The following is a 13,058-nucleotide window of genomic DNA, read 5'->3' as shown; positions in this document are numbered from 1 at the left end:
AGCGAGGAACCATGCTCCCCGTCGCGTTCGCCCGCCGTTCTGTTCTCACCGGATTGCCATTGCTGATCATGTCGACTGTGACAAAGCCAAGCCTGACCTATGCCCAGATGCGGGTCGCGGAAACGACGCTGGATATCTTCAGGCAAGATGTGCCGACGCATCGGCTCGACAATCGTGCCGTGACGCTTTCGAACGGGCGCAGGTTTCGCATTTTCCGGGCGATACCCAAAACAGCAGCGCCTCCTTCGGGCTTTCCCATTCTCTACCTGCTGGATGGAAACGCCATCTTCGATGACTTGACGGTAGAGCTTCTGGCCCGCGCGCCAGACCTCATCGTGATCGGCCTTGGCTATGATACGCCGCGCAAGTTCGCCATGGTGGAGCGCACGCTGGATTATACGCCGCCGCGAACGGGGGAGAGCCCGCAGGCAGACCCCATGCGGCCAGAGCGGCGGATTGGCGGAGCCTTCGAGTTTCTGCCGCTTCTGACCGGTGACCTGCGTTTAATGGCTGAAGAGGGATTGGCAATCGATCCAGCGCGCCGCGCCCTTGGCGGTCATTCTTTCGGCGGATTGATGACGTTGATTACGCTTTTCCGCCAACCGGATGCCTTTTCCTCCTATGCGCCAGTCAGCCCCTCGCTCTGGTGGGCCATGGAGCCGATGGAGCGGCTGGAGCGGCAGGCCGACTGGAACCTGACGAGCCGCAAACGTCTGTTTATTTCTCTCGGTGACAAGGAGCAGCGCTCAAACGATATAGGCCCGCCGCCCACGGGACCTGCGCCGGAAACCATGGAGCTTATCAAGCGGTTGTCGACAGTGCCTGTTCTTTCCGTTTCCTCCCATGTGCTGGAGGGGCATGTGCACGGCGCGACGCTTCTGGGTGCCTTGCCGCAAATTCTGGAATGGGCTTGTCAGAGCTAAATATGGAAAACTGCTCGAGCGCGTTTTCCGAACCGGTTGCCGTCCGGAACGCTCCCCCTTTCGTTGTGGAACCATTTGCGATGCGTGCCGTTGATGCAGCGAAACGAAAGGGAGCTTGGGAAAATGAACAGCATCGTTTGGCTCGTGGGAGCTGTTGTCATCGTGATCGCGATCCTGAACCTTATCGGTCTGTCCTGATCGTATCGGCCCCATTGGGCACACATTCGACCCCATTAATACTGGAGGGAAAAACATGAACAGCATCGTCTGGCTCGTTGGAGCCGTTGTTATCGTTCTTGCCGTTTTGTCGTTCGTCGGTATCGCCTGAGCAATGCAACTGATCTGATCAAAAGCGCCGGTTGGTAACATCAGGCATTTTTTTGCTTTGCATCGAGAAGCCCCTTCATCCGGTCGGACGAAGGGGCTTTTACAATTCAGCTCAGCAGGACAGCGTAGGGACGCTCGGCAAATATGTCGTCCAGCATCAGGCGCTCGCCGTGCTCATAGGTGCGGCCTGAGAAGATGTCGGTCAGCCTTTCGCCCGATGGCAGATCCCGCAGGGAAACGCCGGTTCCGTACCAGAAATCGGCTGAAGGCAGGGTGTTCATTCCCTGGATGCCTGACAGCACAAAGCGCGGGGCGATGACAAGGAGTGTCTGTTTGCCAAGCTTTCGAGCGAATGCCACGGCGTGATCCCGCTTTTCTCCGGCAATGGTCAGCGGCAGATATTCGCCGTGCCAGAAGAGATCCGGATGCTGCTGGCGCAACTTCAGCAATGTTGCAATGAGATGCTGCTTCAGATGCCCGGCTAACCATGCTTCAGGATCGGCAGCGTCTGGCGTATGATCGAGCATCTCCTGCAATCGGTCATAGTCGGGCATGCGCCGATTATCGGGATCGACAAGGCTGAGATCCATTGTTTCGCTGCCCTGATAGATGTCAGGAACTCCCGGAGCGGTGAGCTTGATCAAGGTTTGCGTGACCGAGTTAACGGCCCCTGCCAGCATGACGGGACGCATGCGGTTGAGAAAATCCTCGCGAAAGGCCAGCGTCTCCGGAGCAAGCAGGCGGGCGGCATAGGCGAGCACTGCCTTCTCGTAGCCTGCATTCTGGTTGTTCCAGCTGGTTTTGAGCTTTGCTTCCCGCAATGATTTCTCGACGTAAGGCAGGAACCGCGCTTCGAGTGCTTTCAGCCTCTCGGCGTCTCCCGGATCAAGGTCATGCGGCCAGACACAGACGAGGGCCTGTAGCAAAAGCCACTCCACCTCCGGCTCTGGAGCGGGTCCGTCGTTCAGTTGAACGAGGCCAACGGCATTCTTCTCCCGCCAGTCGCTGATCGCTTTGGCGAAGCTGTCCGGTTGTTCCGTCAGGGCGTAGAGGCGCGCGCGGGCATCCTCGCCGCGTTTCGTGTCGTGTGTCGTGCTGGCGGAAAGTCCTTCCGGCTGTTGGGCCTGACGCAGTTTCATGTCCGTATGAAAGTTCTGCAGGCTGAAGCTGCGGGGCAGGGGTTCGGCCCCCACTTCATTCAGAGCGAGCACCGGGTTGAGGCGGAAGAACAAGGTGTCCTCAATGGACTTTGCCATCAGCGGACCTGTGAGTTGCTGGAAGCGTGTCCGGAAGACAGCAGCTCTTGCATCGGATGTCTGGTCGACATCTCCGATCAGAATGCGGGCAATCATCGACAGAGCCTCAGCATCCGGTGGCTCTTTGCCGTCCCGAACCTTGGTCAGAACCTCGCTCAGTCGCTGGCGATCTGCGGGCTCCAGACCAATCGCGTTCCCATAGGTTCTGTAGACCGGGAAAGCGATCAGCAGCTCGCGGAGCGCATGTGAAAATGCCGCGTCATCGAGTGCGGCGCTTCCCTGTCCCTGATGCCCCTGCGCGATCTCCAGCCCCGTGGTGACCAGCGTGCGGAACTCACCTTCGAAATTGACATCCGCCATCAGCCCCTTGGCCTTGCGGATTTCCTGCTCCACGTCGATCGACTGACCGGCAAGCTGAGCATAGCTCTGCCGCATGGTCTCCAAGCCGGACGGCTCGATCAGGACATCAGACAGGGAGGAGATGAATTCATAGCCGGTAGTGCCTGAGATAGGCCAGTTCGCCGGAAGACTTTCTCCGTGAGCCAGGATCTTCTCCACCAGCAGCGTGCATTTGGGACCGACTTCATCCCGAAGCCGCGCGAGATAGCGACCGGGATCCGCCAGACCGTCCACATGGTCGATACGCAGACCGTCCACCTGCCCATTTTTGACCAGTTCCAGCGTCAGGCGGTGGCTTTCGAGGAAAACCTCCTCGTCTTCCACACGCAGGCCTGCGAGCCCGGTAATCTCGAAGAACCGCCGATAGCTGAGGTCGCGCGGCGCATCACGCCAGGACATCAGGCGATAGGGCTGCGCCTCATGCAGGCTGGCAAGGAAATCCTTGTTCGACGCCATTTGCGCCAGAGACGCGTTCAGGCTTTCGGCGTGGTCGACACCTAAAAGGTTACGAACCGACTGGTGAAATGCCTTTTTCTCTTCGGGCTTTGCTTCACGGCCAAGTGCAATCAGTGCGCCCGCCTGTGGGTGGTCGATACGGCCGAGCGAAAGGACATAGGTGGAGGGTGCAATCGGGTAATGACTTTCGAAGTAACCCAGCGCTAGGCAGCCGTGTTCTGCATCATAAAGCAGGGTGATGTCACCGGCCTCAAGAACCTTGTCGAAGTCATCGCCCAGGAAGGGCAGCGTCAGCCTGCGCATCCAGTTGACGTCGAAGAAGTGGCCGTAGCGGCTTTCCCTGCCCCATTCCACAATGCTGCGCCACCAAGGGTTTTCGAGAGCGGATGCCATGTGGTTCGGGACGATGTCGATGATGAGGCCAAGGCCCGCCTCTTTCAAGGCGGCGCTTAGCCGGTCAAACCCTTCGCGCCCGCCGATTTCGGGCTCGATCTCGTTGCAGTCAGCAACATCATAGCCGTGGGTGGAGCCTTTGGCAGCGGTAAATACGGGAGAGGCATAAAGGTGGCTGATGCCAAGGTCGCGCAGATAGGGAACAAGCTCGACCGCCTTGTCGAAGGTCATGCCATTGCGGAACTGGATCCGGTAGGTGGATGTAGGGATCGTCAAGCTTGGTGCGCCTCCGACGCGGGTATCAGAGCATTTCAAGGAAAAGTGTCATTGCGGTTTTCCGTCCGGAAATGCGTCAAACAAAAAGACTTTAGCGAATGCCGAGCCATCGAAACGCCAGTCAGGGCAAGCAGTTCCCGCGCTGCAACCGAATTGCTGGCTGCACGCGGTCAGTCAGGATTTTTCCTGTGACTCAGGTGCTGTCCGGTCTCGTCACGATAAAGATCGAGGAGCCAGCCAGAATGGTGAGCACCAGCAATGCTCGCCATAACGTCGGCGAGGTGCCGAACAGGAAAACTCCGTAACTGACGGCCATCATTCCAACCGCCAGTATCTTTGCGCGGCGCGGTATCGCCCCTTTTTCCCGCCAGGCGATGAGGGGCGGGCCGAAGCGGGGGTGGTTGAGAAGCCAGGCTTCCAGACGCGGTGACGAGCGGGTGAAGCAGGCAATGGCCAGAAGCAGGAAGGGAGTTGTGGGAAGCAGCGGCAGAAATGCACCCAGCAGGCCCAGACCTACGAAGAACCAGCCGAGAGCCAAGTACACCAATCGCATGAGAAATGCCGCATCCTGTTTGCTTGCTGGCACGATAGCCGAGGCGAAAGCGCTGCGGAAATCTTTTCTTCGTATCTCAAGTTCCATGACATCGCGCGATGCTGGCAATTGTCACAGTCGGCTATATAGTCGCGCCGAGGATTTTGGGGAGCTTCGAATCATTCATGGTACAAAAGAAGGTGCTTGTCGTCGGCGGCGCGGGGTATATCGGCTCTCACACCTGCCTCGTGCTGAATGAGCGCGGTTACCAGCCCATTGTCTTCGATAATCTTTCCAACGGGCATTCCGAATTCGTTCGCTGGGGACCGCTGGAAGAGGGTGATATTCGCCACCGCGCCCGGCTGGATGAGGTGTTTGCCACCCACAAGCCGGATGCGGTGCTTCACTTTGCGGCGCTGATCGAGGTGGGTGAGTCCGTCAAGAATCCGGTCGCCTTCTACGATAACAATGTGATCGGGGCGCTTACCCTTCTGTCAGCCGCCATGGATGCGGGCGTGCAGAATTTCGTCTTTTCCTCTACCTGCGCCACCTATGGTCTGCCGCAGCAGGTGCCGATGGATGAAAGCCACGGGCAGGCACCCATCAACCCCTATGGGCGGACGAAGTTCATCATTGAGCAGGCTTTGAAGGATTACGGGCAGTACAAGGGCCTTCGCTCTGTCATGCTGCGCTATTTCAATGCCGCTGGTGCCGATTTTGAAGGTCGCATCGGCGAATGGCACCAGCCGGAAACGCATGCGATACCGCTCGCCATTGATGCCGCCCTCGGTCGCCGTCAGGGCTTCAAGGTGTTCGGCTCGAACTACGATACGCGTGATGGAACCTGCGTGCGCGATTACATCCATGTGCTGGATCTGGCGGATGCCCATGTGCGGGCCGTGGATTATCTGCTGGCAGGCGGTGAGACAGTGGAACTCAACCTCGGCACAGGCACTGGCACGACAGTGAAGGAACTGCTGGCGGCCATCTCCACCGTATCCGGCAAGCCTTTCCCGGTGGAGTATGTTGACCGGCGCGAGGGCGACTCCACATCTCTGGTTGCCAACAACGACAAGGCAAAGGCCGTGCTTGGCTGGGAGCCACGTTACAGTCTGGACGATATCATTCGCTCTGCCTGGAACTGGCATTCGCGCAGCAACCATCCGATTACCTGAAGCGGAGCAGACAGACATGACGGAGCCGACTGTCAAACTGGAGGAGAGCTGGAAGGCCGCTCTCTCCGGCGAATTCGCCAGCACCTACATGTCCGATCTGCGGGCGTTTCTGCTCAAGGAAAAGGAAGCGGGAAAGCACATTTTCCCCAAAGGCTCCGAATATTTTCGTGCACTGGACCTGACGCCGCTCGATGAGGTGAAGGTGGTGATCCTGGGACAGGATCCCTATCATGGCGCAGGCCAGGCCCATGGCCTATGCTTCAGCGTGCAGCCCGGCATTCGCATACCGCCGTCGCTCGTCAACATCTATAAGGAAATGCAAAGCGATCTGGGTATTCCCCCGGCAAGGCACGGGTTTCTCGAACACTGGGCGCGTCAGGGCGTTCTGCTGCTGAACAGTGTGCTGACGGTGGAAGAGGGCAGGGCTGCCGCTCATCAGGGCAAGGGTTGGGAACGCTTTACCGATGCAGTGATCCGCACCGTCAACGAGGAGTGCAACCATGTGGTCTTCATGCTGTGGGGTTCTTACGCCCAGAAGAAGGCAGCCTTCGTCGATCAGCGCCGCCATCTGGTGCTGAAGGCACCGCATCCGTCGCCGCTTTCCGCCCATAACGGCTTCTTCGGCTCGGGCCATTTTTCCAAGGCCAACGCCTATCTCATCTCCAATGGACGGGACCCGGTGGATTGGCAATTGCCGGAACGACCAGCTTAAATCAGTTCACTCCAATTTGTGAACAATGCGTTCTGATTGTTCAGTCTATGAAACCGGCGTGTCTCGCGCCATCTTCCGGTCCAGACAAGCGGCGCGAATAACCGCAGCCGCAGGGATCGAAAGAGTTCTGCCATGTTGAACCAGATCAAGGGACTGCATCACGTTACGTCGATGGCAGCCAATGCCAAGACCAATAACAACTTCTTCACCGATACGCTCGGGCTCCGCCGGGTGAAGAAGACCGTCAACTTCGATGCGCCGGATGTCTATCACCTCTATTACGGCGATGAGGTGGGCACGCCAGGATCGGTGATGACCTATTTTCCGTTCCCGCACATCGCCAGGGGGCGTCCCGGTACGGGCGAAGTTGGCACCACTGTCTTTTCCGTTCCGCAAGGGTCGCTGACCTATTGGGGCAATCGTCTGGCCGCCAAGGGCAATCTGGAGCTCAAGGTAGATGAAGCATTCGGGGAAAAGCGTCTCAACTTCTTTGGTCCGGATGGCGATGGCTTCGCACTTGTCGAAGTAAAGGACGACGACCGCGCTGCCTGGACAGGCAACGGGGTTGATGCCGACCACGCCATACGTGGCTTTCATTCTGCTACCATGCGGTTGCGGGATGAGGGTGCGACGGCAGAGCTTCTGAAGTTTATGGGTTATGAGGAAGTGGATCGCGCCGATGGCGTGGTGCGTCTGGGCATTCCCGGCGGCAATGGCGCTGACTTCATCGATCTCGAAACCATGCCGAACATTGCCCGCGCCAATCTCGGTGCCGGCTCGGTTCACCACATCGCCTTTGCCGTCGAAAACCGTGAAAAGCAGCTTGAGGTTCGCAAGGCTCTGATGGACACAGGCTATCAGGTGACGCCGGTGATAGACCGCGATTACTTCTGGGCCATCTATTTCCGAACGCCGGGTGGCGTGCTGTTCGAGATCGCGACCAACGAACCGGGCTTCGATCGTGACGAAGATACAGCGTATCTTGGCGAGGCGTTGAAGCTTCCCACTCAGCATGCGCATCTTCGCTCCTACCTCGAAGAGCACTTGGAAAAGCTTTGAACCGTGAGGATCAGATCATGACTATGGAAAGCTATGTGCACCGGGCGCGGCCCGGTGCGGCAGGGGCGCCGATTCTCTTCGTGTTTCATGGCACGGGCGGAGACGAGAACCAGTTCTTCGATTTTGCCAGCCGATTGCTTCCGAATGCGACGGTGATTTCACCGCGTGGCGATGTGGCAGAACGGGGCGCTGCGCGGTTCTTCCGTCGCAAGGCGGAAGGCGTCTACGATCTCGATGATCTGGCCCGCGCCACGAAGCGGATGGCGGAATTCGTGTCTGCCTGCAAGGAGCACTATCAGGCCGGTCCTGTGCTTGGGCTCGGGTTCTCCAATGGCGCCAACATCCTTGCCAATGTGGTGATTGAAAAGCCGGATCTTTTCGACGCCTCGGTGCTGATGCACCCGCTCATCCCGTTCCAGCCCAAGGCGAGAGCAGGACAAGGGAAGATCCTGATTACGGCGGGAGAGCGGGATCCGATCTGTCCGGTGCCTTTGACCAAGGGACTTGCCGATTACTTCACGGCGCAAGGCGAGGATGTCCAGGTCGATTGGCATCCGGGCGGGCACGAGATCCGTGGCAACGAGATCGAGGCAGTAAAAGCGTTTCTCGAGCCCTACAATGCATAAAAAATGTTGGCATGACGCATGGTTATCGTCATGCCATCATCGTCAAGGTTGCAAGTTTTCGTGGCCTGACCAGAAGTTGCTTTCGCTGACGAATATTGCTTTCGAGTAGAGAAAAACTGCATACACTATTTTGTTTAAATTTGACATATGTTAATCTCAACTTCAGCGTGAATACATGACATATATTCATGTTTGTTGAGGGGACACATGCCAACCAACTACTATACCGACAGCTCGCAGGACGGGCTGTCTGCTGCCGAACTTGAGCTCTACAATCTCATCATGAACTATCGGGCGACATTGGGTCTGCCGTCTATTCCGCTCTCCGTCGGTCTGACGATCACGGCTGGTCGCCACGCGCTGGACCAAAGCGAAAACATGGGCGGCTATAACGGCCATAGCTGGAGCGATGCGCCTTACGACAGCAACAACAATGCGACCTGGACCAACATGTGGTTGGCCCCGCAGCGCTTGAACACGAGCTACAAGGCTTCCACCGGCATCGACTTCTACGGATACGAAATCAGCACCGGCATTCCCAATAACGGCGGAGAGATGACGCCGGCCGATGCGTTGAAAAGCTGGCAGGGTTCGGCACCGCACAACGATGTCATCACCAACAAGAACACCTGGTCGACCATGACCTGGAACGCCATCGGCGTCGGCATCTACAAGGGTGTTGCGCATGTCTGGTTCGGGAAGGCCGCGGACCCGGCAGGGGCGCCCGTTGTCACCGGACCCATGACCGGCGGCGAGGGGAACGACATCCTTTCCGGCAACGACCAGAATAATGTGCTGCAGGGCTTTGGCGGCAATGACCGTCTCAACCAAAGCGGCGGCTCTGATACCATGGACGGCGGCAATGGCGTAGATACGGCTGTCTATACCGGCAAGCGCTCGGATTATCGGCTGGATACGACGTCGACCGTCAAGATCGACAAGCTTGGTGGCGGCACTGATACGCTAATTTCCATCGAGCGCATCCAGTTTTCCGATGGCACGCTGGCCTTCGATAGAGGCGCGAGCGAAATTGCCGGTTCGGCCTATCGCCTGTATCAGGCAGCCTTCGAGCGCGCGCCGGATACAGGCGGGCTGTCTTTCTGGATCAAGGAAATGGACAAGGGCGTCCGCCTGAAGAATGTCGCAGAAAACTTTCTGGCATCGCGAGAATTCGTACAGACCTATGGCACGGCTGCCACCGTTACCAACACCAAATATGTTGAGCTTCTGTACCAGCATACGCTTGGCCGAGCCTTTGATCAGGGCGGCCTGAACTTCTGGGTTTCCCGCTTGGACACAGGCACGAATGACCGCGCCGATCTTCTTGTCCAGTTCTCGGAAAGCCCGGAAAACCAGGCGCGCGTTTCGGCAGCCGTGAAGGATGGCATCTGGTACGTGTGATCGGCATCCGGCGGTGCTATGGTCTCTCCGCACCATCCAGATTCGGGGAGGCCATGCATGCCAGCCAGTGTAAAACAGGTCTTCAACCCGCCATCGGTCCGCAAGCCCTTCGGAGCCTACAATCATGGACTTCTGGTGCCGCCCGGCGCTTCGCTGCTGGTCACGTCTGGCCAGCTCGGCATCGCCCCGGATGACAGCATTCCGCCGGATGTGACAGCGCAGGCCGAACTGTGCTTCGAGGCGATCAAGGCCATTCTGGAAGAGGCGGACATGACATTTGCCGATGTCATCCGCATATCGGGCTTCGTGACGAAGCGTGAGGATTTCGCACCCTATATGGCAGTGCGCGACCGCTATACGCTGGATCCGAAACCGGTCTCGACGCTGATCATCGTCAGCGGTTTCACGAGGCCGGAATTTCTGGTGGAGGTGGAAGTCACGGCGGCAAAGCTGATCTATCAGTAGCCACAAGCCCTGAGCTGCCGCTCATAGCGCTCCGCAATTCCAGCGGAGCGTTGGGCTGCTGCACGAATGGCCGAGGTAAACTGGCCGCGCTCATAGCCCTTGTGTCCGGCATAATAGGCAAGGTAAAGGCGATAGGTATCGTTGAGCGCGATGCCGTTCCGCTTGTTGCTCTTGTTGTGATACCAGCCAACGAAGTGAATGCTATCGCCGAAATTACTGCGGCTTGCGCCCCAGCTGCCGGTTTCGCGCTTGTAGACTGCCCATGTTCCATCCAGCGCCTGAGCGTAGCCGTAAGCCGTCGACGGCCTGCTCCACGGAATGAAGCCAAGCAGATAGGTTCGCTGCGGACGCGCATAGGCGCGGAAGCCGGATTCGGTGTAAATCGTGGCCATCAAGACCGGTACAGGCACGCCATATTGGCGGGAAGCATGTCTTGCCTCTCGTGCCCAGTTGTTGAAGAGCCCGTCGCGCTGCTTGAAGATTGCACACGCATTATCAATCCTGCTCGGCGCTGTTCCGCAGCCGACAAGAAAGAGAAGGGCGATGAAAAACGCATAACGCATCGCTGGTCCTCTCAAGATGAGAAAACCATGACAGCGAAAATTTAACTAAACCTTTACGGATTAAGTTCTCCCGAACTCGTGTTCAGAAGGTTTCCATATGCGCCTTGACCTTTGCCATGAAGGCGGCGCGGGTTTCATCCGTGCAGTTGTTCATGTCGTAATGCGCAAGGTAGGAAACGGGGGCTCCCGGCTTGATTTGCACACGCATGACCCGAGTGATGATTTTCTTTGGCGGGTTGCCCGCCAAAAAGGCACGCATGGGTGTGGCGCCATAGGTCACGACGGCGGAAAGTTTGCGAATATGGCGCAGCGTCGGGATCAGTTTTCCGTCCTTCAGATCGAAGGAAACACCCGGCAGCCAGACACGGTCAAAATAGCCTTTCAGCATGGCCGGAAAACCGAAGTTCCAGATGGGTGTGCAGATGACGAGACCCTCCGCCTTCAGCAAACGTTCCACATAGGTCTCAAGCCCTGTCATGTTTTGCGGATAGTCGTGGTAGATGCGCCGGCCTTCGGCACTCAGTACCGGATCGAACCCTTCCGCATAGAGATCGCAAGCGTCCACCTCATGTCCGGCCTTTGTCAGGCTGTCGCAGGTCAGGCGAAACAGGGATTTGCCGAAACTTTCTTCGACAGGGTGAGAGTGCAGAACGAGTACGCGCATATCAAAAAAGCTCCAATGCTTGGCTTGCTGCCGCAGGCCAGATCAAAAACTTCCGCGCCGTTTGTCCCAGCGGCTCCCTGCCTCGCCGCCCAGCCGAGGCATTGAAACCGCCATTTTGCATGAACCGGATCTGCTCCGGCCGGGAGTACCTTCGGAATGGTGTTGTGGTGGCGGATAGATATTTTGGGTTTCGAGTTCCTTTGTAAATGCCCCCCTCTGTCCTGCCGGACATCTCCCCCTTGAAGCGGGGGAGATCGATTTGCGGCTCCCGACCGCTCTCCGTCAGGCTGGTTGGGCGCGGCAAAGACAGTTGGCAAGGTGGACGAGCCATCGCTCCTTGCCGATCTCCCCCTTGAGGGGGAGATGCCCGGCAGGGCAGAGGGGGGTGAATGCTCGAACGTTCGTGTAGGTCCTACTCCCCCGCTTCAGCGAATGCTTGAAGGCCAGGAAAGAGGTAGTTCTTGCCCGCCTTGAAATCGAAATCCGGGTTTTCCCAGGCAATCATCTTGCCGGGGTTCAGCAGGCCCTTCGGATCGGTCTCCTTCTTGAAGGCAAGCTGCACCTCATCGGTCTGCTTCATGCCGCCTTCTTCCAGCGTGTAGCGATGCGGGTTGAAGATCGGGCAGCCATGATCCTCGTGGATCCTGATGATTTCTTCCAGCCGTTCCTTCGTGGTGTAGCGCACCAGAGGCAGACCGGCACACTGGATGTTGCCATCGAATTTGATGAATTCCAGATGGCCCGGAACTTCATCACCGAAGATCTCCACCATCTTGCCGACTTTCGCCACATGGTCGGGACTTGGATACTGCACCTGCAGATAAGTAAAGCTCGGATCAACCTTCAGAGCGCGCAGCGTCGTGTGGTTCCAGCCAAGCTCATAGGCATGCGGAATGCCCTTCATGCTTTCCACCTTGTCAGAGCGGAAAAGGATTTCGCCCTTCATGCGCTGTGTGAGGGCCGTAAAGGCATCAATGGCATGCGGCGCAATCATCACCACGACGATGGACTGGCCGCGATGGCGGATGAAGGGCTTGTGGCGCGGAAAGTAATCGTAGGGGATCGGTGCCGCGATAGGGGCAATTTCCTTCAGCAGCAGCCCGTTCTTGTGGGCAAGCGTATCGGCAAAGCGCACGGCATCCATGAAATCGTCATAGCCGACGAGCACATCCACCCAGTCATAGGCCGGTGCGAGCGGCATCTCCACTTCGGTGATGATGCCGTTGGTGCCATAGGCGTGGCTGACCTTTTGCAGGTCCCAGGCGGTCAGTTCCAGCACGCGCGGTTCTGCCTCCATGGTCACGACGCGAAGGCGCAGGATATTGCCGAGATCGCGTAAGCCTCCCCAGTGGATGGAGCCGACACCGCCGGAACCGCCCGCGATGAAGCCGCCAATGGTGGCCGTTTGCGCTGTCGAGGGGTGGAAGCGAAGCTCCTGCCCGGAATGCGCTTTCGTCTGTCGATCCAGTTCTGCAATGATGATGCCGGGTTCGCAGATCACGCGACCGGGGTGAATCTCCTTCACCTTGTTCATGTTGATGAGGTTGAGAACAATGCCGCCCGACAGCGGCATGGCCTGGCCATAATTGCCGGTTCCTGCACCGCGTGGCGTTACCGGCACGCCATGGGCAAAGGCCACTTTCAGCGTGCGGATGACCTCTTCTTCCGTGGTGGGGGAAACCACCAGATCACCCGTCACGCTGTCCAGTTCTTCTTTCAGAATGGGTGAGTACCAGTAGAAATCGCGGCTTTTCTGGCGCACCAGAGCGGGATTGTCTTCTACCGCGATGCCTTCCAGTTCCTGCTTGATCTTTGCGTAATCGGCCATGGC

Annotated in this window: 12 protein-coding genes; 7 read left to right on the top strand and 5 right to left on the bottom strand. The window is 57.9% G+C overall.

Features of this window, described 5'->3' with window-relative positions; genetic code table 11:
- Positions 1 to 11 precede the first annotated feature (11 nt).
- Positions 12 to 923 (top strand): alpha/beta hydrolase-fold protein, encoded by a 912-nt coding sequence (locus E8M78_RS17610; RefSeq protein ID WP_137136275.1) that lies wholly within the window; start codon positions 12 to 14, stop codon positions 921 to 923.
- Positions 924 to 1,357: 434 nt separating this feature from the next.
- Here E8M78_RS17610 and treY read toward each other — a convergent pair whose 3' ends face one another.
- On the bottom strand, positions 1,358 to 4,030 hold the full coding sequence (treY, locus tag E8M78_RS17605; protein WP_137136274.1) for a malto-oligosyltrehalose synthase: 2,673 nt from the start codon (positions 4,028 to 4,030) through the stop codon (positions 1,358 to 1,360).
- Between the two features lie 193 nt (positions 4,031 to 4,223).
- Positions 4,224 to 4,583: a YbaN family protein gene (locus E8M78_RS17600; protein WP_137136273.1), complete on the bottom strand. Its 360-nt coding sequence runs from the start codon at positions 4,581 to 4,583 to the stop codon at positions 4,224 to 4,226.
- Between the two features lie 164 nt (positions 4,584 to 4,747).
- On the opposite strand from E8M78_RS17600, the gene galE reads away from it, so the two are divergent.
- The 6 genes from galE to E8M78_RS17570 all read left to right on the top strand — a co-directional run bounded on the left by galE (position 4,748) and on the right by E8M78_RS17570 (position 10,000).
- The gene (gene galE, locus E8M78_RS17595; RefSeq protein ID WP_137136272.1) at positions 4,748 to 5,737 is read left to right on the top strand and encodes a UDP-glucose 4-epimerase GalE; all 990 of its coding nucleotides are present in this window, start codon (positions 4,748 to 4,750) and stop codon (positions 5,735 to 5,737) included.
- A gap of 16 nt (positions 5,738 to 5,753) precedes the next feature.
- Positions 5,754 to 6,449, top strand: coding sequence for a uracil-DNA glycosylase (gene ung, locus E8M78_RS17590; RefSeq protein WP_137136271.1), 696 nt, complete (start codon positions 5,754 to 5,756; stop codon positions 6,447 to 6,449).
- Positions 6,450 to 6,581: 132 nt separating this feature from the next.
- A complete protein-coding gene (locus E8M78_RS17585) occupies positions 6,582 to 7,508 on the top strand; it encodes a VOC family protein (RefSeq protein WP_137136270.1) in 927 nt (308 codons plus the stop codon).
- Positions 7,509 to 7,525: 17 nt separating this feature from the next.
- Positions 7,526 to 8,134 (top strand): alpha/beta hydrolase, encoded by a 609-nt coding sequence (locus E8M78_RS17580; RefSeq protein WP_137136269.1) that lies wholly within the window; start codon positions 7,526 to 7,528, stop codon positions 8,132 to 8,134.
- Between the two features lie 207 nt (positions 8,135 to 8,341).
- The gene (locus E8M78_RS17575; RefSeq protein WP_137136268.1) at positions 8,342 to 9,535 is read left to right on the top strand and encodes a DUF4214 domain-containing protein; all 1,194 of its coding nucleotides are present in this window, start codon (positions 8,342 to 8,344) and stop codon (positions 9,533 to 9,535) included.
- 57 nt (positions 9,536 to 9,592) lie between these two features.
- Positions 9,593 to 10,000 (top strand): RidA family protein, encoded by a 408-nt coding sequence (locus tag E8M78_RS17570; protein WP_137136267.1) that lies wholly within the window; start codon positions 9,593 to 9,595, stop codon positions 9,998 to 10,000.
- On the opposite strand, the gene E8M78_RS17565 is transcribed toward E8M78_RS17570, so the two are convergent.
- The 3 genes from E8M78_RS17565 to E8M78_RS17550 all read right to left on the bottom strand — a co-directional run bounded on the left by E8M78_RS17565 (position 9,994) and on the right by E8M78_RS17550 (position 13,055).
- A complete protein-coding gene (locus E8M78_RS17565; RefSeq protein WP_137136266.1) occupies positions 9,994 to 10,563 on the bottom strand; it encodes a transglycosylase SLT domain-containing protein in 570 nt (189 codons plus the stop codon). The genes E8M78_RS17570 and E8M78_RS17565 overlap by 7 nt on opposite strands.
- Before the next feature lie 82 nt (positions 10,564 to 10,645).
- The gene (locus tag E8M78_RS17560; protein WP_137136265.1) at positions 10,646 to 11,227 is read right to left on the bottom strand and encodes an NAD(P)H-dependent oxidoreductase; all 582 of its coding nucleotides are present in this window, start codon (positions 11,225 to 11,227) and stop codon (positions 10,646 to 10,648) included.
- 412 nt (positions 11,228 to 11,639) lie between these two features.
- Positions 11,640 to 13,055: an FAD-binding oxidoreductase gene (locus E8M78_RS17550; RefSeq protein ID WP_137136264.1), complete on the bottom strand. Its 1,416-nt coding sequence runs from the start codon at positions 13,053 to 13,055 to the stop codon at positions 11,640 to 11,642.
- Between the last annotated feature and the right edge of the window lie 3 nt (positions 13,056 to 13,058).

This window comes from Rhizobium sp. FKY42, from assembly GCF_005222835.1.
In the GTDB taxonomy this organism is placed as follows: domain Bacteria; phylum Pseudomonadota; class Alphaproteobacteria; order Rhizobiales; family Rhizobiaceae; genus Neorhizobium.
The sequence above is the reverse complement of the archived record's forward strand: the minus strand, read 5'-3'. Positions and strand labels throughout refer to the sequence as shown.